Source organism: Flavisphingomonas formosensis (genome assembly GCF_009755815.1).
In the GTDB taxonomy this organism is placed as follows: Bacteria; Pseudomonadota; Alphaproteobacteria; order Sphingomonadales; family Sphingomonadaceae; genus Flavisphingomonas; species Flavisphingomonas formosensis.
In genome coordinates this window covers 24,756-47,723 of the sequence record NZ_WRPK01000005.1, presented here as the reverse complement: position 1 = coordinate 47,723, position 22,968 = coordinate 24,756, and the positions used below count along the sequence as shown (strand labels likewise).

Below are 22,968 nucleotides of genomic sequence, written 5' to 3'. Positions count from 1 at the left end.
GCCACCGTCCGGGCGAGATGATGGCCCGTCTGCTCGCCACATGAGCGACCTGTGAATTGGCATCCTAAGTGCTGAGATCGGAGCCCGGCTATTGCGCAATCGGCGCCAGGGCTATTCCGCTGGTCGACGCCGGACGACGGATCCGGGGAACGGTACAGAATGAAAGGTCCAGACAATGGCACTTAAGGAAATCCTGCCCGGAAAGCTCGGTTTCGGCGCGGCGCCGCTCGGCAACATGTTCCGCGCGATCCCGGAAGAGGAAGCGCTCGCGACGGTCCAGGCCGCCTGGAACGATGGCATCCGTTATTTCGACAATGCGCCCTTCTATGGTGCGGGCCTCGCCGAAATCCGCATGGGCGAGGCGCTCGCCGGGAAGGCGCGCGAGGATTATGTGATCAGCACAAAGGTCGGCCGCGTCATTCTCGACGAGATCGAGGAGAGTCCGCGCGACAATGGCGAGAAAGGCGATGTGTTCGCCAACGGCCGACCGAACAAGGTGATCAACGACTATAGCGAGGACGGGACCTATCGCTCGATCGAGGAGAGTCTGAAGCGGCTCAAGACCGATCATATCGACATCGCCTTCGTCCACGATGTCGCCCAGGATTTCTATGGTGACGAATGGCTGAGCGTCTTCGAGACGGCACGGCGGGGCGCGTTCCGTGCCCTCGACCGAATGCGGGACGAAGGCGTGATCAAGGCTTGGGGGCTGGGCGTCAATCGGGTCGAGCCGATCGAGCTGCTGCTCGACCTCGACGAGCCGCGTCCGGATGGCTTCCTGCTCGCCGGCCGGTACACGCTGCTCGACCATGATCGCGCGCTTCAGCGCGTGATGCCAAAGGTCGCCGAGCGCGGGCTCGGGATCGTTGTCGGCGGTCCTTACAGTTCCGGCGCGCTCGTGGGCGGCCCGAACTTCGAATATGCGCCCGCGACACCGGCGATACTTGCCAAGGTCGCGGCGATCAAGGCGATCGCCGACCGATACGGCATCAGCATGAAGGCTGCGGGGCTTCAATTTTCCCTCGCCAATCCCGCGGTCGCAGCGGTGATTCCGGGCGCCAGCCGTCCCAGCCGCATCGCCGAGGATAGTGCGGCGCTGGCAGAACAGGTCCCCGCAGGCTTCTGGCGCGAATTGCGGGCGGGAGGCCTGGTCAACCCAGCCGCCCCGCTCCCCATCGCGGACTGACGGTCGCGTCAGCCGGAACATTCGCTCACGGCCGATGCAGGCGCTTCGGCCGAAGGGCGGCTCGCGTCGAAAAGATCGACGCGTCTCGAACGGACAGGAGAAAGACCGTGCATGACCCTGAAGGAAACAAAGCTGCAAGCCTTGGCCGCCGCGAGCTCTTGTCGACGGCTGGCGCCGCAATGGTCGCCGGCGCCGTCGCAGCCGGACCGGCGCCAGCGGCCTCAGCCCCATCGCGGGGCGTTGACGGCATGTCGTCGGCCGCGCGTAACAGTGGTCCGCTCGGCGCGCGTCTGCAGGGTGTCCAGCATTTCGGGCTGACCGTGCAGAACATGGAACGCGCCTATGAATTCTACACGCAGGTGCTGGGTGGCACCGAGGTCTTCCGGCATGGCGATTTCCAGGGCGACCCGGTCCACAACACGCTGCTCGCCGATCAGGACATCCGCGCCAACGAATTGCACGTCGACCCGCAGACGATCGGCGTGCCCAATCTGCGCGACGGCGACCAGCGGTTGGACGTGCGCTTCATCCAGTTCGACAATGTCGTCGTCGAGTTGCTGCAATATCGCAATTCGGACGAGCCCATGGGTGGCCCCAACAGTTTCGCGCCGCCGCTCGCGAACATGAGCCCGGCCTATCCGCGCATGATGCACATCTGCTTCTATCTGCGCGACGATGTCGACTTCAACAAGTTCATCGCCGATCTGGAAGCGGAATCCGCGCGGCGCGGAATGGACCAGGTCCGGGCCAATCGCACGATCCGGGTCCGCACCGATGCGGAGCGCAAGGCGGCGCCCCAGAGCGCCAACACCAACAAGGTGACCGAGGCGCCATCGGACGGTTGGGAACTGATCTACTGCAAGGGCCCCGAGGGCGAGCAGCTCGAGTTCGTCAAGGCACTCGGACCGGTCAAGCAGCGCTTCGCCAACGCACTCGCCAAACGACAGCAGGCGCTCGCCGGCGCCCAATGATGCCCCTCTGCAGAGGAGATTGACGATGACCATCAAGATCATGCCGATCGGCTTGGCGGCTTGTATCGCGGCGATGACCGCGAACCCGCTGACGGCGCGCGAGGCTGTGGGCATCCCCTATGCCGACATTCCCGCCGGCGCCTATTCGATCGTCGCGCAAGTGCGCGCCAAGCCGGGCAAGGAAGCCGAACTGCGCGCAGCCACGCTGCCGTTGGTCGCGCTGGTGCGCAGCGACCCCAAGGACCTCGTCTATTTCCTGCAGGAGGACCGGGCGGCGCCGGGTCACTTCATCTTCTACGAGATCTTCGCCAGCGTGGCGGATTTCGAGGCTCACAATGCGATGCCCTATGTGAAGGACTGGTTCGCCAAGCTGCCCCAGCTCACCGAGGGCGGGGTCGACGTGATGCGCATGGAGGTTCTGGGGCACGGCCAGCACTGATGCCCTGCGCGACTGGGGCTCCCCTTGGGCCCGGTCACGCCTCCTCTCACCCCTCCTCGAGGAAACGCTGCATGCGCGGCACCGTGAAATCAAGAAATGCCCGGACGCGCGCAGGCAGCAATTGCGCACCCCGGAACAGGGCGTGGATGTCGTCGACCTCGCCGCCTTCCATATCGGCGAGAATCTCGACGAGCTCGCCTGAAGCAATGGCTGTGCGCAAATGATAGTCCGCGGTTCGGACAATCCCGATCCCGGCGATGGCCATGCGGCGCAGTGTCTCGCCATTGTTCGCGAGAAGGTTGCCGCTCAGCATGCGCTCGACGATCCGGCCGCCCTCGCGCATCGGCCAGACCGGCATGGCGCGGCGGAAGTTGAAGCCGAGACAATTGTGATGGGCGAGGTCCTCCGGCACCTGAGGCTTGCCATGGCGGGCGAGATAGGCTGGCGAGGCGACGATGCGGCGACGGGTCTCGCCGATCCGGCGGGCCATCAGATTGGAATCGGCGAGCTTGCCGACGCGGATCGCGACATCCGTGCGATCAAGATAGAGATCGACGAGATCGTCCGACAGCGAAAGGTCGACCGTGATTCCCGGAAAGGTGCGAAGAAACTCAGGCAGGATCGGCTCGAGCGCCGCTGTGCCGAACGTCACGGAGGCGGTGACGCGAATCATCCCTTCTGCTTCCGCCCCGCCTTGCGCGATCTGCTGCTCGGTCTCGTCGAGCGAGGCGAGCAGTGCGAGACTGCGTTCATAGTAGAATTGCCCTTCGGGCGTGAGCGCCAGCCGGCGCGTTGAGCGTTCGACCAGGCGGACGCCGAGCCGCGCTTCCAGCCGGGCGATCAGCTTCGACACGGTGGAGGGCGTCATCAGCATGAGCCGCGCCGCTTCGGAGAAGCTGCCCGCCTCCACCACGCGCACGAACACCAGCATCTCGCCCGCACGATTGTCCATCTCGCACCTGTGCCTTGCGTTCTCAGATCGACGGCGAGCTTAACGGCGCGGCGCGTCAATGTCGTCCCATCTGTGAAGCTAGCGATCAAATCCGGTGGGCCCATGCCGTGAAAAAGCCGGACCTGCCAGGACACACAGTTCAGGTCTTCAATCGAGTTACGCGACATGCCGGCACCCTCTTGTCGACAAGCAAAAGAGGCTCCCATCGGCTTATGAACCGGTGTCAGCTTGAGCGGCTCGGATAGGTGGCCCGATCGCGTCGGCTTTGACTGTTCCTCGCACAGACGCGCGGTGCGGAGGCGTCAGCTCACAACAGAACATTGATCCCTCGTCGGAGACGCCGGTTCGTGCTCGACGGCTTGAACGCGATCGTGCAACATCGGGCGTCAACACCATGGGGCTCGGGCATGGCTGTTTTCGAGACGTATTCTGAAGTGATCCCCCACGCGCTCCGGCAGCGCGGCGTCGTCGCTGTATGCGTCTCCTAAATGCAATCCTGTTGTGGGCGATGGTTCTCGTCGCCGAAGCGCCCATCCATGCCCAAACCCCTGTCCCGGCGCTGACCGGGTACCGGCATGATAGTTGGACCAGCTTTTCTGGCGCACCGAGCTCCATCAGCCAGATCATCGAGGCGCCGGACGGTTGGCTGTGGCTCGCTTCGTCCAAAGGGCTCTTCCGCTTTGACGGCGCCTCGTTCGAACGGATCGAGGCGCCTCGCGGATCGACGATGGAGAACGCGCCGGCTACTGCGCTGTTGGTGACGCGCAGCGGCGAGCTGTGGATTGGCTATGGGGCGAACGGCGGGATTGCGGTGTTCCGCAAGGGGGCGCTGCAGGTTTTGCCGATGCTGCACCGGCCGTACGCAGTCGTCGACATGGTGCAGACCCGCGACGGGGCGATCTGGGCGATGTCGCATCCGTCGGATTACCCCGACAGCCGGTTGCAGCGCTATGCAAACGGCCACTGGGAGGAACATGCCGACAGGCGTCTGCGGCTTGTCGATGGCGCGCCATGGAACATGTGCATCAGCGCAGATGGCACTCTCTGGGCTCAATTGGGCCATGTCGGGGGGATGCGCTTGGTGCCGCTGCGGCCAGGTGCCAAGCAGTTCGAGGGCAGCTTCGTCGGGTGGAAGGGTATCCGCTGCTATCGCGATCAACGCGGCGCGATCTGGAGAGCCGGGCGGACTATCCAACAGGTGGTCAACAGCGACGGCTCAGTTCCCTCCGTTCCGCCCACTCTCGGCACGACATTGCCCGACTCTGTGGGCAGCTTTGCTTTCGATGGACTGGGCAACTTCTGGGGAGCGTCGCTCGCGGGCAAAGGCCTGTATCACATTTCAGCGCAACGGCCGGGGATAAGTGGCGAGCGGATCGTGAGGCGTTTTGCTGGTGCGGATGGGTTGAGCTCTGACGTCGTCACGTCGATCTATGTCGATCGCAGCCAGAATATTTGGGTCGGCACGGAGGCTGGGCTAGATCGCTTCCGACCGGCGGCCGTGATACAGGAAGCAGCGCTGCCCGGGGAACCATCAGCAGGCATGGGGCTGACGCTGTTGGCAGGGCGAGCCGTTGTCGGCACGAACGCGGGCCTTTTTGATGTTCTTCCGGGAAATGTACGCCGGACCTTTGTCGAGGAGAATTGGGGGCAGTGCCCGGCATGGTCCGGAGGGATCTGGCTGCTATTCCCGACGCGCGTCGTCCATTTGCGGGGAGTCCAACAGACCGTGTTTGCCAGGCCGAAGGACTGGATTCTCACATCGGAGTGCGTGGAGGATCGGCTTGGTCGGCTATGGGTCGGCGACATCCAGGGCAAGCTCTACTGGCACGATGCCGCAGGTTGGCACCGACCTGCTCGCGACCTGCCCAAGCTGTACCAGTGGGACATGGTCCGCACCCCACAGGGTAATCTCGCCTATGTGACCAAGAACGCCCTCGTTCGCCTCGTCGGAGATCGGGTAATCACGACCTCGCTCGTCCGCTACGCGCCCGGAGCACTTTCACTGATCTCTGCTGGGCAAAGGGATCTGTTCGTCAGCGGGTCGAAAGCCCTTCTCCGCTACAGGGACGGGAAGTTGTCTCGAATAGACGGAGCTCGGGTCTCTTGGGTTACCTCGCTCCGGGGCATCGCCGAGACACCGCAGGGGGACGTGTGGTTTATGGATGCGAACAGCCTTTCGCGGGTCAACGGTGCCGAGCTCGATCGCGCCTTCGCCGGGTCCGCGGCACCATTGACGCGAACCCTGCTCGACGCGCGCGACGGCGTGCGTCCGATGCAGGAGTATAATTTTCGCGGGATGCAGCTTGCAGCGGACGCCACCGGTCGCTTGTGGCAGCTCAACCGTGCGGGCCTCGCTTATGTCGATCCGTCAGGTCTGGAGGTGCGCAAACGAGCGCCGCCCGTGTTCATCACTTCTATAGAAGCGGCCTCGCTCCGCGTGCGTGACCCTTCGTCCACAACGCTCTCGCCCGGAACGACCAGCATTCACTTCGGTTACACCGCGCTCAACTTCGCTTCTCCCGAGCGTATTCGTTTCCGTTACCGGTTAGCGGACGTCGACCCCTCCTGGTCCGAGCCTACCGATCGACGGATCGCTTCCTTCGAGAATATGGGGCCTGGTCGCTATCGGTTCTTCGTTATCGCCTCGGAAGACCAGAAAACCTGGTCCCCGCCTGCCACGCTGTATTTTGAAGTCAAGCCGACCTTCGTGCAGAGCTGGCCGTTCAAGCTTCTCTGTGGAGTCGTCCTCCTGATACTGGGATGGCAGGCCTACTCGATGCGATTGAGGGCTGTGGCTAACCGCATCCGCGAGAGACTGTCGGAGCGTAGCGACGAACGGGAGCGGATCGCGCGCGAGCTGCACGACACACTGCTGCAATCGGTGCAGATGTTGACTCTGCGGTTCCAGCTCGCGGTGGACAGTCTCCCCCAAAAGGCGCCGGAACGGCAGACGCTGGAAGATGCGATCGACGGCGCTGACAACGTCATTGCGGAAGCCAGAGACCGGGTCCGCAATCTGCGCACCAAACAGAATGCTGATGTCTGCGAGGTAATCGAGAGTATCCTGTCTCGACAGGGCTTCGATTCCGCGGTGCGAATCGAGGTCGCGACCGAGGGAAAACAAGTGCGTCTGAAACCACACGTCATGGAGGAGGTGGCGCGCATTGCGAGCGAGGCGATTTTCAACATCTGGCGGCATGCCGACGCCGGGCAGATCACGGTGTCGATTAGCCACGGCCGAGAATTCAGCCTCACCATCGGGGACGACGGGCGAGGGATCGATCAGAACACGATCGATCGCGGCGTTCTCGACGGTCACTATGGGCTCGCAGGCATGAATGAACGTGCGCGGAAGCTCCATGGACGTTTGCACGTGCGGCGACGTGAAGAAAGCGGTACCGAGATCCAGCTTATCGTTCCCGGAAGAATCGCTTATGAAACCGAGGGTTCGATGATTTCTCACCTCCGAGGCCTGTGGCAATGGATCGCAAGATCCGGGTCATGGTCGACCACGAGCATCCGGTGATTCGCGATGAGCTCGGCGCGCTGCTGCGGCTGCAGGACGACATGATGCGGACCGGCTCGGGCATGCTGCAGGCCGGCGTCTAAATCAATCTAATGAGCGATGCCCTGCGCGCCAAGTGAGGGCCGTAAGAGAGCAACCTCGACACATGCAAGGAGCCGGCGACAGGTTGTGGTATATCAAGTGCCGACTTCGAGTTCGGTTTGTCCAAACTCTTCCCCGACTGTGATGCGGTTGGGAGCGACCGCTTTCACGACAACCGGCCAGTCCATGAAAACGGATCGAACGAACGGTTTCTGTGAAGGGATTCGGGCGCTTGCGTACGAAAGCCTCCAGTGCAGGAACCCGCGGTCCCATGTGCAGGTCTATGGATAAAAGGGCTTTGGGGTTGTTCTGGCGGGTAAGCGCTGCCGCGCTGGGAGTGCGGCATTCTGCCGGATAAACGGGGTTTCGTAGGGTGTCAGATTGCTGGCGACGTTGGTTTTGGTGGCCGGCGTGCCCTGCGCCGGGCTCGATTCCGGCATGAGCATTCAGTGGGTCATCGGCCAGGACGCCATGGGCGCGACCGTCCTGTGGGACGAGCCATGCCGGATCATGGCGCATTCCCTCGGATTGGCGACACCGATGATGGCGGCGCGCGTGGCTGGCAGCAGCGGGTGAAGGCCTCGATGATCGTCATGTGTCCGCCGCAGCATGGACAGGGTGGGCGATGGTCGGGCGGGCCGTCTGGTTCAGGCTCCTCGATCGGCTCAGCGGCTCCGAGCAGCCTGCGAGCCAGCCATGGTGTCCTTGTGCGCTGAACTGGCGAGCGGGCCATGGTGCCGGATACGGTGGAAGCCGCGTGGCAGAAAGTGGATCAAGAAGCGACGAATGAACTCGTCGGTCGCTAGCGTCATGACCTGCTGGCGCTCGGCACCATCGCGACGGTGATCCTTGTAGCGGAGCGTTACGCCGGTCTCGTCAACGGCGATGAGCCGCCGGTTCGAGATCGCGACACGGTGCATGTAGCGCGAGAGATAGGCCAGCACCGCCTGCGGCCCGGTGAAAGGCGGCTTGGCATAGACCACCCTGCGCTTCTTCCGGATCGGCGACCGATGCCGCAGGAAGGCCTTACGTGTCGCGAGGCCCGCCAGGTACATTAATTCGAGCACTCGATTGGACGGACTATATTGGGCCAGGCCGTGCAAAAAACGGCCTCACAGGAGCTGGTCGGTAGTTTTAAAGCAACGCGCTGAAGGTTGAGCGTTGGCGCTCAGGTCTGGATTGCTGCGATCAGCCGCTGGACGCCGAGGATGGCGATCAGCCGTTTGAAGTATAGGCCAAGATATGGAGGCTGGCCTCCGTTCTGACGTGCTTGAGTGTTTGGAAGTGCGTTGGGGAGTGTCCGATTTTTTGTGTAAGCGCCACGACGGGTCATGATTTTCGCGCTCTCAGCTAGCTGAGAGCGCGAAGCGCTCACCGAACAGGACGGCAAACTGCCCCATGGCAGCGGCCCATTCAATCGGCCGTTTCCAATGCACGCCGGCATTCCGGATTGCGAGGAACAGCAGCTTGGTCGCCGCCTCGTCGCTCGGGAAGCTGCCCTTGGTCTTGATGATCTTGCGCAACGACCGATTGAGGCTCTCGACCGCATTGGTAACCGGTATGAGGATCGGTGGTGCCGATGTTCCTGCTGCGCTCGTGAGGGTCGTGGCATATGGTGCGACCATCCGGGACAGAGGCACCGGGAGCACGAAGGTGCGGGCAAGCCGATGCACACAATGAGCTGCGAGCTCGCGTTAGTAGCTGGCCGCCTCTGCGACTCGCCCGGTTGCGCCGAGAGCGCGGATCCGTAGGTGTCGTGTCGCCCGCCGCTCCCGTCACCATGGCTGACAGGAGGCGCTCAGCCCTTGTCGGCAATGGCATCCAAAGCCTCGACCCCCATGGCGTCCTTGGCTTTCGCCGCCATGGGGGAGAGTTGCCCGCGGTCATATCCAATATTCGAAAGCTCGTGCGCGACAATGAGGTGATGCTCGGCATCGACGGCCGCCTGAAGATTGTAGCCGACGATGCTCGTGCCGCGCCCCGCACTCGCCATGGCGCGGGCGTCCGGATCGGTCAGCGATACCTGCTGGTCCGGTGCATTCCGGACTTCTTCTTCGCGCGCTGCCAGGTCGCGCATCTGCGCGCGCAACCGGGCAATCTTCTCCGTCAATCGCTTCGCTTTCGGCTTGGCAATGTCGCTTTCTTCGCGATCGGCACGATCAAGCGCTTCGAGATACCGATCGATATTGTCCTGCACCTGCTTCATCCGCGAGGCGACCTTGCCGGCGGTGTAATTCTTGTCGCGGTTGTTGACCGCCTTCATCTTGCTGCCGTCGATCGCGACAACCGCCCGCGTGAACAGCCCCAATTGCCGGCACAAGACGATGGACTGGCTGCACACAGACTGGATCGCAGCGCCATTCGCCTGCCGGAAGTTAGCGATCGTTTTGAGGTCGGGCGCCAATCGCCCAGTCAACCACATCAATTCCACGTTGCGCTGTGCTTCACGCTCGAGCCGCCGGCTCGACTGGATCCGGTTCAGATAGCCATAGAGGTAGATCTTGAGCATTGTCGCCGGATGATAGGCGGGGCGTCCCCTCTCAGCCGGCGTCATTCCGGCGAACTCAAGCGCCTTCAGCTCGAGCGCATCAATGAACGCCTCGACCGCCCGAACCGGGTTATCTGCCGACACGTAATCATCGAGCGATGCAGGCAGCAGATAGTCCTGCCGACGGTCTTCCCCGTGAACGAAACGGCCCATGCCAAAGCCCCCGTAACGCCGGAGAACCATATCAGATGCCGGCGTTTTTACACAGCCTCGGGACTTAGCCGCAGTTCGATGGTAACGTTTCGCATGACTGGTTCTGGGAAACTGGACGATTGCGCCGAGATGAAAGCCTCCTCGTCCATCACTGAGTTCGACGCCATCCGGTTTACTCCGCATGTCGCGCGATTCGAAGAATCCATAGAAATGCAAGCCCCAAGGAAGATGAGGGCCGCAACATGGATTCCGCAAAGTGATCTTGGACATCGGCTCGATAACCGAAAAGCCCGCGGCGAATCTCGCGTTCCTGCGATCAGATCTGCACAAGACTTATCAGACCGGTGATACCGTGGTCCTGCGCTCCGAGGCGTCGAACTCTCGATCCCCCGCAGCGAGATGCTCGTTCTTTTAGGCCCATCGGGAAGCGGCAAATCGACATTGCTCAGCATCCTGGGCGGCCTCGACCATCCCACGTCGGCGCGCTGTTCTATGGCGACCTGGAACTCACCGCACTTGATGACCGCGAGCTTACCCGATATCGCCGTGCCGAGGTGGGCTTCATCTTCCAATTCTATAACCTGACCCCAACCCTGACAGCGGAAGAGAATGTCCGGCTGGTCACCGACATTGTCGAGCGCCCTATGGCACCGGCCGAAGCCCTCGATCTGGTCGGGCTGGCAGAGCGGCGCGGACACTATCCCGCGCAGCTTTCGGGCGAGGAGCAGCAGCGGGTCGCCGTGGCGCGGGCCATCGCCAAACGGCCCGGCGTTCTGCTCTGCGACGAGCCGACCGGCGCGCTCGACAGCAGCACCGGCGTACGCGTGCTCCAGACGCTGGAGCGCGCGCATACCGAGCTCGGCACGACCGTGATCATCATCACTCACAACATCAGCATCGCGGCGATGGCACACCGGGTCCTTCATTTCAGCGATGGGCGAATTGCCCGGGTCGCATCCAGTCGATCCCGGGACGATCAGCTGGTGAAGCGCTCGACCCCAAGCTGCTGCGCGACACTTGGCGCATGCGCGGCCAGGCATTCGCGGTAGCGCTGGTGCTCGCCGCAGCAATCGCCACTTTTATGCTGTCCGTGGGTGTTCATCGCTCGCTGAGCGCCACGCGCGATGCATATTACGCTCAAGGCCCATATTGGGCTGCAACTTCAGCAGCTTACGAGGATCTTCTCGAAACTGCCGGGACACACTTTGATCCGATCGCGGGCCGAAATCAACCCCTTTGAACCGGATTGAGCTCACTGTGCAGGGAGCCAATCCTCGCTCCGCAACCCGTCCACGCGGCTGAACTCACCGAGATTTCCTGTGACAACGATGAGGCCTCTGCTTCTTGCATGACCGGCAATCAGCACGTCGTAGCCGCCTATCGGCCTGCCCTCGCGCTCAAGGGTCGCACGAATGTCGCCGGCATGGGCGGCAGCATCATCGTCAAAATCAAGCACCGCGAGCCGGTTTGCGAACCGTTCGACCTCTGTTCGGTTCTCCACGGGTCGGGCGGATGTGGCCGCCCCGTGCAGAAGCTCGGTCAGCACAATCGTGGAGATGCTCAGCCCGTCCGCTTCGGCATTAAACCGAGCCCGAACACTTTGGGGGCGGTCGCGGAGCACCCGAATGCACAGGTTGGTATCCAGCATGTACCGTAGCATCAGAAGCTCTCACGCTCCTGTACTCGCGGCTCGTCACGGTCACCCAGATCAATGCCCCGCGCAGCAAAAAAATCGTCCCACGCTCGATCTGCGGGGACAATGACGCGACGCATTCCGTCCCGCAGGATTGTCACCTCGCGGACACCGGCGGGAAAGGCGACATCCTTGGGAAGGCGAACCGCCTGGGATCGGTTTGACTGGAACACCGTCGTACGCGCCACTACATGGACCCTCCGTCCAGGCTCAATGTATATTCATTGCGGGATATGTCAATGGGATATGCCAAGTGGCTCAACGGCGCCTCACAGCAATTTTGTTAAGCCTGAGTTCTATCTCCTCGCTTTGCGCCCCCGCCTCCCGCATTTGCGCTCGAGCCTACCGGAGCCAGCGTTACGCGCGTTGCAGCAGATATATGCCGGTCAGGCCGCTCGTAACGTTGACCAGCATGGCAATCAACGCCAGCCAGGCCAGTAGCGCGTTGAAATGGATGCCGGTATGCACGAGGACGAGCAGCGATTCCGCCCATCCCATGCGTTCGTGCAGCCTCAAATAGCTGATGGGGTTGCCGCTGCGGATGATCTTGCGCTTGCGCAGCGAATGGCCGAATGAGCCCAGGATAAGCAATACGCCCGGAATGCCGAGCCAGCGGCCGATCCAGACGGCATCGGCCAGATGCAGCACGGCATCGACCAGGAGTGCTGCGCCCAAGAGAAGGGCCAGCGAGGCATAGAAGGGCAGGATCTCCCGAGCGAGGAGACTGCCTTTCATCGTTTAGAGGCTTGCTATGACGCGCGCGAGCTTCTCGCGCACCGCCTGGGCCGCCTCCTTCAGTCGCGGATTGTCGATCGCCTGCATTGAGGCGACGGGATCGACGGCTGCGACTTCGATCTTCCCCGGGAAAGGTTGCTGGACGACGACGTTGCACGGCAGCATCGTGCCGACCTTGTCCTCGAGCGGCAGCGCCTCATAGGCGAACGTCGGATTGCAGGCGCCGAGGATGACGTAAGGGCGAAAATCCTTGTCCAGTTTCGCCTTCATCGTCTCGCGCACATCGATCCGGGTCAGCACGCCGAAGCCTTCGTCCTTGAGCGTGGCTTCGACCCGAGCGACGGCTGCCTCGAAGCTCACATCGAGTGCGGTAGCGATGTAGCAGGTCATCGACCGGCCTTTCCCCATCAATGTTCACACTGAGCCGGCGTTTCAGGGTCGCCGAGCAAGCCGCCTCACGATCACGACCTCTCCCCGCGGCGTCTATCATCTTAATATATCCTGGCATCGCGCCGGACTATTTTGTTTGATGCTGGTCAAGCCGCGCGCCGGGCTGCGGGAACTGGTACGTCATTGAGGAGATCTTCGATGAACAGACTGACCAGCGCGGCGCGCGAGCCGACGCCCGCCTTGGCATAGGCGCGCGCCAGTTGCGCGCGAACCGTTCCCGTCGCGGTGCTCCGCAGCCGCGCAATCTGCGCGACATCACAGCCCTTGAGTGCGAAGAGCGCGACGTCGGCTTCGGCCGCGGTCAGTCTCCATTCGGCGAACTGCGCTTGGACCACTTCGCCGAGCGCGCCCGACGCCGCCGCCAGCGCGGAGTCGCGTCGCCGCGCATCCGCGAGCATCGTCCGGAGCCGCCGGGCGCCGAACGCGATGCCGGCAAATAGGGAGACGGCAATCGGTCCTTCGACGGCGATATGCGCAGAAATTCCATCTCGCTGGAGGTCCGCGAACGCGTCGGCCACGAAGAATGCAGCTGAAAGGGATTGCAGCGCCACGATTGCGGCGACGGTCCAGGTTTGACCGTCGCCGCTCTTACTACGGAAGGCGTGCACTCTCATGCGCGTTTCGCCCCTGTGGGCCAGGGCAGCATGGCGGTGAGGATCTGCCGGCCGCTGCGGCGCGCTTCGAAGATGACGCCCGCAAGGTGCAGCGCGATGAGCAGATAGAGCAGATTCACCGCGATCTCGTGAATCTCGGTTAGCGGGCTTTCGTCGCGCTCGCCCCTTTCTTCGGTTTCGCCGCCTTCTTCCCTTTCGGCCGCGACGGGTGCGGCGGCCTGAACACCGGTCTCCGCATGCTCCTTGCCCTCGAGATTGGTCCATGGCGCGGCCGATGGAGGTGCCATGGCGATGCCGGTCGCGATGATGGCCGTCAGACAGCTCCAGATCGCGTAGACCATCAGCGCGCCGAGCGGGTTGTGAGAAGCATGTGTCGTGTGTGTCCCGGACGCGATCTCGCGGACATGCGCAATGGCGCGCGACGGGTTCGGCGGGAACGCTGAAAAGCGCGCCTCGGGAGGCCCGATCAGTCCCCACAGGAGCCGCAGCGCGAGCAGTGCTGCGAGGCCGTAGCCGACCCAGATGTGGAACGCCGAGCCTTCCTCGACGACCAGCGCGTTCACGATGACGGCTACTACTATTCCCCAATGGGTGATGCGCACCAGCGGATCCCAGCGCCACATGGGCAGCGACGCCTCAGTCGTGTTCGCGGTCATGGTCATGCTCCCGATCCGCAGGCGAGTCTCGGCGCTCCGAAGCTGATCGGCCTCGACCTCGCTCGTCCCAATGTCCTGCGGCTTCGGCGACCGATCTCCCTTCGGCCCTGGTCCCCTCGGAGCGCGCAGACCGCGCCCCATTTGGGCGCTGGGCCGCCGTGGCGCCTTGAAGCGCCGGTGCAGCTAGAAGGCAGGCCGTGATTATCCATTTCCAGCGCATGGCGAATATCCTTCTTGTGACATTTTCCATTTGGCCGTTGGTAACGGTTCCCGCTATGCGCCCATTGCTTATCCGCGTCCGCATAAGCGCCTGCGCATGTCGGCAAAGGGTGGCCCGCCTCGCCATTGCCGGCGCTACACTGCAGTCCCGACGAGCTTGCCGATCCCCGCCGTCAACGCCATCGCCAGCGCTCCCCAGAAGGTTACGCGCATGACCGAGCGGAACGGCGCCGCATCACCCGCCTTGGCACCGAGCGCGCCAAGAAGAGCGAGGCAGAGGAGCGAGACGCCGATCACCAGTGGAATAAGCGAGTTGGCCTGCGCAAGCGCGACCACCAGCAACGGCGCGGCAGCGCCGACGCTGAAGGTCGCGGCCGAAGTAAATGCCGCCTGGAGCGGCCGAGCGGTCGACAGGTCCGAGATGCCGAGCTCGTCACGGGCGTGCGTGCTGATCGCGTCTTTTGCCATCAACTGGTCAGCGACTTGATGAGCGAGATCGGGAGTGAGACCGCGGGCGACATAGATGCCTGACAGTTCCTCACGCTCGAATTCGGGCTGATTGCGAAGTTCGCCGCTTTCCCTGGCGAGGTTCGCCTGTTCGCTATCGGCCTGGGAACTCACCGATACATATTCGCCCGCGGCCATCGACATTGCGCCCGCGACAAGGGCGGCGATACCGGCAAGCAAAATCTCCGCCTTGCCGGCCGAAGATGCCGCGATGCCGACGATCAGGCTGCCGGTCGAGACGATGCCGTCATTGGCGCCGAGCACCGCGGCGCGCAGCCAGCCGATTCGCTCGACGGTGTGGTGTTCGGCATGAAGATGCAGACGAGACATGTTGGTTACGTCGCACTATTCGTACGATGAGGCATTAGGTAGATTACCGATCCACTCGGCAGAGCAGCGCCGGCACCTACCGCCACCGACATCGACCCTTCAATATTGCGGCCGTGTAGTCTTGGCATTGCTCGGCGGAAGCGCGGGTAAGGTGACCCGCGGAGTATCGCCGGTAAGCGCCGTGAGAAATGCCGCGATCTTGGCGGTCTCGTCTGCCGTGAGATCGACGCCGAGTTGCGCCTTGCCCATGACGGAAATCGCTTCGTTGAGGTCCCACACCTGACCGCTATGGAAGTAGGGCGCCGTCAAGGCGACATTTCGCAACGCCGGTACCCTGAACGAATAGCGATCAGCCTCGTCCTTGGTGACGGCGAAGCGACCCAAGTCGGCAGGCGGCAGAATCTTGTCTCCCGGCGGAGACTGGACGCCGAACTTGGCATACATGCCGCCACCCACATTGACGCCGTTGTGGCAGCTCGAGCAGCCTTTCTCGATGAACAGCCGCAGACCGGCCTTCTGCTGGGCGTCGATCGCGTGATTGTCGCCGCGCAGATATTTTTCGAAGGGAGCGTTGGGCGTGACGAGGGACGTTCAGTGTTTCACAGACGCGCGCGAGGTAGCTCCCGGAAGCTCCGAAGCGCTCCGCGAGCTTTGTCATCGGCTCGGCCCAGACAAGGCCGTACCATTCTTCACGCGAAATCATCCTGGGTAGCCGCTCACTTATCGTCTTCAGCGCGCACATACCCTGCCGCCCACCGTCCGCGCATCCCGCCACTTAGAGCGACAAAAATGCCAAAATCCTGCAGGAGTCCTGCGCTGGCCTGTTCACCCCAACGGCGCTGCGTATCGGCATCACCCGGCACAATGTTGAAAACGACTTGCCCGCGCTTCTCCGACACGTTTCGGAGGGCCGGGTGCTCCAATCAAAGGGCCAAGCCTCCACGATGCTTCTCGATGGCATCGATCAGCCTGGCAGGCAGCGGCAGGTTCGCCTTCTGCGCCGCCCATTCGGTGTCGAACCGCTCGACCGTCTCCCGTGCCGCCTTGAGTACCGGCGTTGCGGCGATCCGCGCCTTGTCCGCGAGACGGACGAGCGTGTCCTCGTTGAAGTCGCTCCATTCCTTCGACCGGCGGAATTTGAGCGCGGATTGTTCGCCGGGAAGATAGGGAACCGTCGACAGGAGGTCATAGGCCGGTGACAGGATCGGGCGTTTGCCGTCGGGATAGATGAGCGACCAGTTCTTGAGGTGCATGTCACCATTTCCGACCAGCACGCTGAACGTCAGCCGGCGAGTGAACTGGTCGATGCTCTGGTCATCGGTCGCGTCGGCGAGCACCGCAAGGATGTTACGGTAGCTGGCTTTCTCATATTTGTCGTCCGGATAGACGCCGAACACCTGGGCGAAATCCTCGATATGGATCCGCCCTTCGGGCGAGCGATCGAAGCGGCGGATGGCGAACGCGCTGTCGCCCAGCTGCTCAATGCCCTCGGGTAAGCCCTCTACCGCGGCGAGAGAGAGGAGCTCGATCTCGGGGACGTCGATGCCGACCAGCCGCGCGAGCGTCATGATCGAATATTCGTTCTCCGGAACGTTGGCGAAATTGGTCGAGGGCAGTTTGACGATCCATTCGCAGCCGTCGCCGCTGACGGCGATGGTCAGGCCACCTTTCTTGCCCTGGTTCTTGAGCGCGGAAAATTTGAGCTGCACGCCGGCGAGCGAGAAGCGGAAGCGCTCGGGGATCGCCGCCGCGACTTCGGACACCTGGGCAATATTCTCAGGCGCCGCTTCGGTCGGAACCGCGCGGACCGCCCCCGGCAGGTCGCCGCCCAGCGCAGCGAGAAGCTGGAACTCGCGTACCGCCTTTACGCCAGCGCGGCGTGCGAGATATTCCTTGAGTGCGCCTTCCGGCAGCAGGTTCGAGAAGAACGGCTCCAGCCGGACTCGGTGTGCGCGCGGCTCGTTGATCAGCGCACCATAGGCGTCGCGATAGCCCAAGCTTAGTGTCGGCCGCTCCGCGTCACCAACATAATCCTCGGCGAAGCTGAAGATGGTCCGCTCGCCGTCGAGCGCGACGATCGTACCTACCTTGCGAGTGCCAAGATGGATGTCGAGGGCGCGCGTTTCAGTCATTATCGTCCTCGTCATCGAGACGATAGGCGGGGCGCGCGGACCGCGTCGCGCCAAGCGGCGGCCGGTGGACCTGCGCGTTGCGCAAGGTCCGCAGGCTCCGGTTCGCCCGGTCGAGCAGTTCAGCCAGCTTCTCTCTGTCGATGCCGTCCGCGGCAAGTTTCAGTCTTGCTTGCTCTGCAGGCGCGATGGCGCGTTGCAACGCTTTCAGCGTCTCTGCGTCATAGGGAAGTAGCTTCAGCTCCCTGATCGTCGGTAGCAGCTTCTGCGCGGCGGCAAGGTCGGGATACAAGGCGCGAATATGCTCGAGCGTTCGCTCCTGCTGCGCGAGTGTCGCTAGTGCACGACTTTCGGTGCTGGCGTCGGCTTCGCTCTCGATGGCGCGAACCGCACCCTCGACAGCAGCAAGCGCTTGGCGGGGCAGCAACTGGACATCGAGATCGACGGCACGCGCAAGCTCGACCAGGCTCGACAGGCGAATGTCGACGCGGCCTTGCTCGATCTTCGATATATGCGCCTGAGGCACCCCGGTGCGTTCGGCAAGGCTCCTTTGGCTGAGGCCCTTGCGCACGCGCGCATCGAGCAACTTCTGCCCGAACTCCTCAAGGATGGGAATCACGATGTGGTTTTCCATATCACCAGACAATTCTGATACAGAAATGTACATCACCAATCCGCTCTACGCAAGATACGAAGAGCTATCATATATCAGATGAGCAGAACGATGTGTTTTTACACATCGCAAACGCGGGGTAGACGCCTCGAAGCGGAAACTCCTCAAATGCGCCAGAGATCGCGCGCTTCCATGGCGAGGACGTCGGGGCGCTCGTCGAGCCAGAACAGGCGACCGCCTTCCACAAGCCGCACGCCACGCGATCCAGGCAGCATACGGTCGAGCCAACTTGCCTAGGAGACCGGGAATAGCGGGTCGCTGGTGCCCCACAGCATTTTTGAGGGAGCCTCGAAGCGGCCGAGCGCTCCTCGAAGGGCGACGAGCGGGTTGGGCTCGAAGGCGGCAAGATAGCGGTTGAGCTGGTCGTGCCGCCTTTGCGACGCGACCAGCGGTCTCAAGCTGTATTCGATGGCTTCGTCGGAGAAGCTCGCCGGGTCCGAATAGGCATTCCCGCCGATGCCGTTCGCTGACCTGGCATAGTCACGATCATCCAGGTGCCGCTCGATCTTCTTGTCGTATGTGCCGTTCCGTCCCTGCTGGATCGAATTGCGCATCTGAGCCGGCGGACTGTTCTCATTGACATCGCGGTCAGTCAGGATCACCGATCGGATCCGGTGCGGGTAGAGCGCCATCATGATTTGCGCGATCGTGCCGCCGCTGTCATTGGCGACCAGGTCGACTTCCGAGATCGAGAGGCGATCGAGCAGGCTCGCGAGCATCCTGGCCTGCGCGCCGGGTGTGAGATCCTGATCGTCCGAGACCTCAGTATAGCCCAGGCCCATAAGGTCGGGGGCGAGGCATCGCCGCCGGTCTCCGAGACGCCCCAGCGCATGACGCCACTGGAAGCCGCTAAGCGGAAACCCGTGGATGAAGAGCGCCGCCGGCCCGCGACCATGATCGATATAGGCGATCCGGCCAAACCAAGTATGCGCATGGCGTCTCAGGCGGTGATACGCGGCGGCATCCAGCGCTGTGCCGCCCTCGGGCTTGCCGAGGCTTGATGCCCGGCGGGGGAGCAGTAGCCCTCCCATCAGAGCGATCGCGGCATGGCTGAAATCTCTGCGATTCATGGAAAGCTCCTGCGGTGCTAAGTTGAGACGTGGATCTGCTACCGTCCAGCCCAGCACGCTGGCCGATACCGGCTGACGATCATGCCGCATCGGAAAGATGCCACCTCGATCAGCCTCAACGGCTGGAACCCCGAGATCTCGAAGATGCCGACGCCGTCGCCGAGCACCGCGGGGTTGACGTAAAGCTGGATCTCGTCGACGAGCCCCGCTGCAATGAGCGCCGAGGCGAACCCGGCGCCGCCGAACACGCCGATGTCTTAACCTGGTCGCGACTTGAGAGCGCAAACTTCCCGCTCGAGTTCGCCGCTCACCACGGTGGTGCGGGGCCACGTCACGTGCTGCAGCCTGTCGCTCGACACGAACTTGTCAGCATCGGTTATGCGCCTTGCGAACGCATAGAACGGCTCGACGGGATAGCGCGACGCCGCCTTCTCCCAGTGGTCGAGATAGCCCTCCTCCAGCGTCTTGCGGTTCAGGAGGATCGCGTCCAGGCGCTCGAAGTGAGCATTGAAGCTGGCCCTCAACTCCTCGTCCCAGCCGTTGTTCTCGCCCCAGTCCCAGAGCTGCCAAGGCGACCCATCGAGCGATCCGACGAAGCCATCAGCGGACATTTGCATCTGGAGAACGAGACGGCGCATGCGACCTCCTGGATGGTTCGAATTCTGCTCACGATCGTGCGAACGGTTCACATTCCAACTCGCTCGCTCATCGGCGCCAAGATTGCCCGTGCGGCTGGGTCCGGCGGTCAGTCCTCGATGATGGAACTTGTGCCGTCCCGCGCCATTCGGGCGAGGCTTTCCTTCATCACCCGAACTTGCTGGGGAGGATGGCCGACCCAGCTATCGACCTCGCCCGTGATCCGCAGCGGATCGACTGATCGGTAGGACGCGGTCTTGTTGCCGTGAAACCGCTGATCGGTGAGGTTCGGATCGTCGTCGAACGGTCCGGTCGGCTCGACGATGTAGATGCGACCGCGTCCATCCCCTCTGGCAAGTTCGGCGCCCCAGGTCGTTGGCGGCCGAACTCGAGGTCGCGAAACGCACCGCGCCCAGCTTTTCGGCAGGGTCGCTTTCCGCGATCCCCTGGGCGACGGCATAGACGAATACGGCTGAAATGCGCTGCCGAACGCGTTTGGCGGTCTCGATGGCACCCCGCGTCTCGATCTCTCGCAGAACGCCCAGGATCAAGGGCGGGGTAAGCTGCGCGATCGGCAAGGAGCCGATCGTCGGAAAGACATCGCGCTCGAGGCCGCGGATCACGTCGCTCGCATGGATCGTCGCCCATTGCGCCTTGGCGTTTCCGTACCATTCGCGAGCCACGTGCTCAAACGCCTGGCGTCCGGCTTCCAGATTCGCCTCGATCTTCAGCCGTTTTGCGACATTCGGATCGTGCCCTTCGCACAGAATGGAATAGGCCTCGTCGCGCTTCTCGCGAGCATCTGCGAGTGACCCGAGCGGATAGGCGCCGAAGGCCATCGTCTTGTTAGCGATGCTCTACCAAGGCACGCCGAGAAGGTAGCCGCTTTTGGGTGCCGCCATCCATTCGGTATCGACAAAGTGGCTGATTATATCGGCGATATCAGAATCATATGTTGTTTTATACCGATTGCGCATGCTCAATAGGAAGGATATTCCGTACGCTTCGAACGTCATTTGGAGTGGCCAGTGGAACGAAAAGAGCAAAATGGGGAGTTAACTCGGCAAGAGCGTGCGATCCTCACTCATCTCCAAGAAGATTGCCGACAGACGACAGCCGCGCTCGCCGAGAAGGTCCATATGTCGACGACTCCTTGCTGGCGAGCTGTGCGCAGGCTCGAGGAAGCCGGCATCATCGACGCCTACCGCGCTTCGGTGCAACCATCCAAGCTCGGCTATTCCGTCAATGCTGTGGTGATCGTGCAGGTCGATAGTCACAGGGATGAACATGCCCTGGAATTCGAAGAGGCCGTTCAACGCGAGGAGCGGATCGTGGAATGCCTCGTGGTTTCTGGGCCGGCGGATTATCAGCTCCGCGTGGTCGCCGACGACATTGAGGAATTTTCGCGGTTTTCCCGTCGGACTATCGCCCGCATGCCCCACGTCCGTGAAGTGAGGACGTCATTCGTCCTCAAGGAAGTCAAGTCGTTCAAAGGATACCCGATTCCCGTGCGCTAGGATCCTCTCTCTGCCTCGAGATGGATGATCGTGACGAACCGCAGGCGTCGAAGCCTTGCCCTACTTTCGATCGATCAAGCTGTCGCGTCGGGTCTCGCTCATCGTGAGATAGACGATCAGCGACAACCCGATCATTATGCTGACGTACATAAAAAAGGCATCTTCCCAGCCCCAATTCTTCAATTGCAGCGCAACATATTCCGCGGTTCCGCCGAATACCGCATTGGCGATGGCATAGGGCAGCGCGACGCCGAGCGTCCTGATATGGACGGGAAAAAGTTCAGCCTTCACGATCGCGTTGATCGCGGTGTAGCCGCTCACGACGAACAGCGCAGCTGTAACGAGCAGGAATGCGGCGAGCGGGTCGCGCGTCTGCCCAAGGAAATCGAACAATGGGATGGTGCCTAGGGCGCCGAACAGACCGAAGAAGGACATGACCGGCCAACGTCCGATCCTGTCCGAAAGCGCGCCGAACAACGGCTGCAGGCACATGAAAACGAACAACGCCGCCGTCATAATCGAACTGGACTGGTTCCGACTAAACCCGGCAGAATTGACCAGATATTTCTGCATGTAGGTGCTGTATGTGTAGAAGGCGAGCGTGCCTCCCGCGGTCAAGGCAATGACGAGCGCGGCCTGACCTGGGTGCTGCCGCAAGAGCAACGAAATGCTCGAGTTGGGCGTTCCCGCCGATCGCGCGGCATCGGCAAACTGCTCCGTTTCCGCAAGGCGCCTGCGCAGCACGAGAACAATGAGCGCCAGTACGGCGCCAATAGCGAAGGGAATACGCCAGCCCCAGTGCTCAAGAGCGGATTCCTCCATGGTATTTTGGAGGAAGAGAAGCACGATCAACGCGACGAGTTGCCCCATGATAAGGGTTACATACTGAAGGCTGGACCAGAACCCGCGGTGCCGAGATTCCGCCATTTCGGAGAGATAAGTCGCGCTGGCGCCATATTCGCCACCGACGGAAAATCCCTGGAGGAGCCGGGCGAAGACCAGAATGGCGGGCGCAAAGACCCCTGCCTTCGCATGGCTTGGGGCAACTGCGATCGCCGCGGAGCCCGCGCTCATGAGTAGCACCGAGAGAGTCAGCCCAGACTTTCGGCCGTTCCGGTCCGCATATATCCCCATAAGCCATGCACCGATGGGGCGAATTAGAAAGCCCGCGGCAAACACCGCTCCCGTGGAGAGGAGCTGTGCCGTCTTGTCACCTTGAGGAAAAAAGACAGGCGCGAAGTAAAGCGCGAACGCGGAATAGACGTACCAGTCATACCACTCGACGAGATTTCCGGCGGAGCCGCCGAGGATCGAGCGCAAACGCGGTGAATTGGCTGTCATGGCGGTCTTGCCGGGCGTGATCATGGGCGCGGCGCTGGCCCTGTGCCACCACCACCATGGGACATGTCAGCGATGCATTCGACTTCGACTTGTGCGCCATGGGCAAGGCTCAGTCCCCCCATCGCGCTTCGAGCGGGCAGGCGGCCCTCCGTGAAATAGCGCTGATAAGTCGCATTGAATCGCGGCCAGTCCTGTATATCCGCGAGCATCACCGTGCATTTGACGACATCTTCGAATCTGCCGCCATGCCTTTCCAGGGCGACGCCGAGCTTATCCATCGCCATCCGGGCTGCGGCGTCAAAGCCCTCGCCATGCGGATCCTGGCCCTGGGGCACGATTCCTGTCTGGCCGGAGAGAAAAAGCAGGTTGCCGGCTGAAACACCGTCGCGAAACGGCGGAGCGGCCGGTGCTTGGGCCGTAGCCGCGACGGACAATCCCGACGCGACCATGGCACACCACAACGCCAGGATAGCCGACACCTTCGATCGGCCCGGCGCGAAGCGGAAACGATCGTGCTCGCTGCCCATCAAAGGGTGGGCGCT

Annotated in this window: 25 protein-coding genes and 4 pseudogenes; 8 read left to right on the top strand and 21 right to left on the bottom strand. The window is 62.4% G+C overall.

Going from position 1 to position 22,968, the window contains the following annotated elements; translation table 11 throughout:
• Nucleotides 1-175: 175 nt before the first annotated feature.
• The 3 genes from GQY20_RS14810 to GQY20_RS14800 all read left to right on the top strand — a co-directional run bounded on the left by GQY20_RS14810 (nucleotide 176) and on the right by GQY20_RS14800 (nucleotide 2,596).
• Nucleotides 176-1,186: an aldo/keto reductase gene (locus GQY20_RS14810; protein ID WP_157217907.1), complete on the top strand. Its 1,011-nt coding sequence runs from the start codon at nucleotides 176-178 to the stop codon at nucleotides 1,184-1,186.
• Nucleotides 1,187-1,434: 248 nt separating this feature from the next.
• A complete protein-coding gene (locus GQY20_RS14805; RefSeq protein WP_232476058.1) occupies nucleotides 1,435-2,157 on the top strand; it encodes a VOC family protein in 723 nt (240 codons plus the stop codon).
• Nucleotides 2,158-2,182: 25 nt separating this feature from the next.
• On the top strand, nucleotides 2,183-2,596 hold the full coding sequence (locus tag GQY20_RS14800; RefSeq protein WP_157217906.1) for a putative quinol monooxygenase: 414 nt from the start codon (nucleotides 2,183-2,185) through the stop codon (nucleotides 2,594-2,596).
• Between the two features lie 46 nt (nucleotides 2,597-2,642).
• Here the strand turns inward: GQY20_RS14800 and GQY20_RS14795 are convergent, their stop codons facing one another.
• On the bottom strand, nucleotides 2,643-3,548 hold the full coding sequence (locus GQY20_RS14795; protein WP_157217905.1) for a LysR family transcriptional regulator: 906 nt from the start codon (nucleotides 3,546-3,548) through the stop codon (nucleotides 2,643-2,645).
• A 508-nt stretch (nucleotides 3,549-4,056) separates the two neighbouring features.
• Between GQY20_RS14795 and GQY20_RS14790 the strand changes: the two genes are divergently transcribed.
• Together GQY20_RS14790 and GQY20_RS32165 are read left to right on the top strand one after the other, a co-directional pair.
• Nucleotides 4,057-7,074 (top strand): sensor histidine kinase, encoded by a 3,018-nt coding sequence (locus GQY20_RS14790; RefSeq protein ID WP_198350978.1) that lies wholly within the window; start codon nucleotides 4,057-4,059, stop codon nucleotides 7,072-7,074.
• Nucleotides 7,075-7,536: 462 nt separating this feature from the next.
• Nucleotides 7,537-7,731, top strand: a complete 195-nt coding sequence (locus tag GQY20_RS32165; RefSeq protein WP_198351025.1) for a hypothetical protein — start codon at nucleotides 7,537-7,539, stop codon at nucleotides 7,729-7,731.
• Here the strand turns inward: GQY20_RS32165 and GQY20_RS14785 are convergent.
• From GQY20_RS14785 to GQY20_RS14775, 3 pseudogenes are all read right to left on the bottom strand, one after another.
• Nucleotides 7,664-8,204: pseudogene (locus GQY20_RS14785) on the bottom strand (transposase); the annotation flags it as partial. The gene GQY20_RS32165 and the pseudogene GQY20_RS14785 overlap by 68 nt on opposite strands.
• A gap of 297 nt (nucleotides 8,205-8,501) precedes the next feature.
• A pseudogene (locus tag GQY20_RS14780) lies at nucleotides 8,502-8,720 on the bottom strand (transposase); the annotation flags it as partial.
• 236 nt (nucleotides 8,721-8,956) lie between these two features.
• A pseudogene (locus tag GQY20_RS14775) lies at nucleotides 8,957-9,856 on the bottom strand (transposase); the annotation flags it as partial.
• A 399-nt stretch (nucleotides 9,857-10,255) separates the two neighbouring features.
• Between GQY20_RS14775 and GQY20_RS33030 the strand changes: the two are divergent.
• Nucleotides 10,256-10,441 (top strand): ATP-binding cassette domain-containing protein, encoded by a 186-nt coding sequence (locus GQY20_RS33030; protein ID WP_408641115.1) that lies wholly within the window; start codon nucleotides 10,256-10,258, stop codon nucleotides 10,439-10,441.
• On the top strand, nucleotides 10,411-10,905 hold the full coding sequence (locus tag GQY20_RS32160) for an ABC transporter ATP-binding protein (RefSeq protein ID WP_198350977.1): 495 nt from the start codon (nucleotides 10,411-10,413) through the stop codon (nucleotides 10,903-10,905). The genes GQY20_RS33030 and GQY20_RS32160 overlap by 31 nt, the downstream gene beginning before the upstream one ends.
• Nucleotides 10,906-11,108: 203 nt before the next feature.
• On the opposite strand, the gene vapC is transcribed toward GQY20_RS32160, so the two are convergent.
• The 15 genes and pseudogenes from vapC to GQY20_RS33025 all read right to left on the bottom strand — a co-directional run.
• The gene (vapC, locus tag GQY20_RS14765) at nucleotides 11,109-11,504 is read right to left on the bottom strand and encodes a tRNA(fMet)-specific endonuclease VapC (RefSeq protein WP_269769744.1); all 396 of its coding nucleotides are present in this window, start codon (nucleotides 11,502-11,504) and stop codon (nucleotides 11,109-11,111) included.
• Nucleotides 11,505-11,515: 11 nt separating this feature from the next.
• Entirely contained in the window at nucleotides 11,516-11,722 is a 207-nt protein-coding gene (vapB, locus tag GQY20_RS14760) for a type II toxin-antitoxin system VapB family antitoxin (protein ID WP_269769760.1), read from the bottom strand.
• Between the two features lie 184 nt (nucleotides 11,723-11,906).
• Nucleotides 11,907-12,284 carry a hypothetical protein gene (locus tag GQY20_RS14755; RefSeq protein ID WP_157217900.1) on the bottom strand — a complete coding sequence of 126 codons (378 nt, stop codon included), beginning with the start codon at nucleotides 12,282-12,284 and terminating at the stop codon, nucleotides 11,907-11,909.
• Between the two features lie 3 nt (nucleotides 12,285-12,287).
• Complete coding sequence (locus GQY20_RS14750) at nucleotides 12,288-12,674, bottom strand: DUF302 domain-containing protein (RefSeq protein ID WP_157217899.1); 387 nt, start codon at nucleotides 12,672-12,674, stop codon at nucleotides 12,288-12,290.
• Nucleotides 12,675-12,820: 146 nt separating this feature from the next.
• The gene (locus GQY20_RS14745; protein ID WP_157217898.1) at nucleotides 12,821-13,348 is read right to left on the bottom strand and encodes a helix-turn-helix transcriptional regulator; all 528 of its coding nucleotides are present in this window, start codon (nucleotides 13,346-13,348) and stop codon (nucleotides 12,821-12,823) included.
• The gene (locus tag GQY20_RS14740; protein ID WP_157218255.1) at nucleotides 13,345-14,004 is read right to left on the bottom strand and encodes a cytochrome b/b6 domain-containing protein; all 660 of its coding nucleotides are present in this window, start codon (nucleotides 14,002-14,004) and stop codon (nucleotides 13,345-13,347) included. Before GQY20_RS14740 ends, GQY20_RS14745 begins: the two co-directional genes overlap by 4 nt.
• Nucleotides 14,005-14,358: 354 nt before the next feature.
• The gene (locus GQY20_RS14735; protein WP_157217897.1) at nucleotides 14,359-15,060 is read right to left on the bottom strand and encodes a VIT1/CCC1 transporter family protein; all 702 of its coding nucleotides are present in this window, start codon (nucleotides 15,058-15,060) and stop codon (nucleotides 14,359-14,361) included.
• 99 nt (nucleotides 15,061-15,159) lie between these two features.
• A complete protein-coding gene (locus GQY20_RS14730) occupies nucleotides 15,160-15,567 on the bottom strand; it encodes a cytochrome-c peroxidase (RefSeq protein WP_269769759.1) in 408 nt (135 codons plus the stop codon).
• A gap of 416 nt (nucleotides 15,568-15,983) precedes the next feature.
• Nucleotides 15,984-17,192: a type II toxin-antitoxin system HipA family toxin gene (locus tag GQY20_RS14725; RefSeq protein ID WP_157217896.1), complete on the bottom strand. Its 1,209-nt coding sequence runs from the start codon at nucleotides 17,190-17,192 to the stop codon at nucleotides 15,984-15,986.
• Nucleotides 17,185-17,856 (bottom strand): helix-turn-helix domain-containing protein, encoded by a 672-nt coding sequence (locus tag GQY20_RS14720; RefSeq protein ID WP_232476097.1) that lies wholly within the window; start codon nucleotides 17,854-17,856, stop codon nucleotides 17,185-17,187. Before GQY20_RS14720 ends, GQY20_RS14725 begins: the two co-directional genes overlap by 8 nt.
• A 239-nt stretch (nucleotides 17,857-18,095) precedes the next feature.
• Complete coding sequence (locus tag GQY20_RS14715; protein ID WP_157217895.1) at nucleotides 18,096-19,022, bottom strand: alpha/beta hydrolase; 927 nt, start codon at nucleotides 19,020-19,022, stop codon at nucleotides 18,096-18,098.
• Nucleotides 18,971-19,180 (bottom strand): dihydrofolate reductase family protein, encoded by a 210-nt coding sequence (locus tag GQY20_RS32930; RefSeq protein WP_198350976.1) that lies wholly within the window; start codon nucleotides 19,178-19,180, stop codon nucleotides 18,971-18,973. Before GQY20_RS32930 ends, GQY20_RS14715 begins: the two co-directional genes overlap by 52 nt.
• A 9-nt stretch (nucleotides 19,181-19,189) precedes the next feature.
• The gene (locus GQY20_RS32925; protein WP_198350975.1) at nucleotides 19,190-19,570 is read right to left on the bottom strand and encodes a dihydrofolate reductase family protein; all 381 of its coding nucleotides are present in this window, start codon (nucleotides 19,568-19,570) and stop codon (nucleotides 19,190-19,192) included.
• A gap of 107 nt (nucleotides 19,571-19,677) precedes the next feature.
• Nucleotides 19,678-20,028, bottom strand: a complete 351-nt coding sequence (locus tag GQY20_RS14705; RefSeq protein ID WP_157218252.1) for an NAD(+)--rifampin ADP-ribosyltransferase — start codon at nucleotides 20,026-20,028, stop codon at nucleotides 19,678-19,680.
• Nucleotides 19,994-20,407, bottom strand: a pseudogene (locus GQY20_RS33025) (tyrosine-type recombinase/integrase); the annotation flags it as partial. The gene GQY20_RS14705 and the pseudogene GQY20_RS33025, both read right to left, overlap by 35 nt.
• A 189-nt stretch (nucleotides 20,408-20,596) precedes the next feature.
• Between GQY20_RS33025 and GQY20_RS14700 the strand changes: the two are divergent.
• Nucleotides 20,597-21,085, top strand: a complete 489-nt coding sequence (locus GQY20_RS14700; protein ID WP_198350974.1) for an Lrp/AsnC family transcriptional regulator — start codon at nucleotides 20,597-20,599, stop codon at nucleotides 21,083-21,085.
• A 60-nt stretch (nucleotides 21,086-21,145) separates the two neighbouring features.
• Here the strand turns inward: GQY20_RS14700 and GQY20_RS14695 are convergent, their stop codons facing one another.
• The gene (locus tag GQY20_RS14695; RefSeq protein ID WP_157217893.1) at nucleotides 21,146-22,450 is read right to left on the bottom strand and encodes an MFS transporter; all 1,305 of its coding nucleotides are present in this window, start codon (nucleotides 22,448-22,450) and stop codon (nucleotides 21,146-21,148) included.
• Nucleotides 22,447-22,953 (bottom strand): RidA family protein, encoded by a 507-nt coding sequence (locus tag GQY20_RS14690; RefSeq protein WP_332836094.1) that lies wholly within the window; start codon nucleotides 22,951-22,953, stop codon nucleotides 22,447-22,449. The genes GQY20_RS14695 and GQY20_RS14690 overlap by 4 nt, the downstream gene beginning before the upstream one ends.
• Nucleotides 22,954-22,968: the final 15 nt, after the last annotated feature.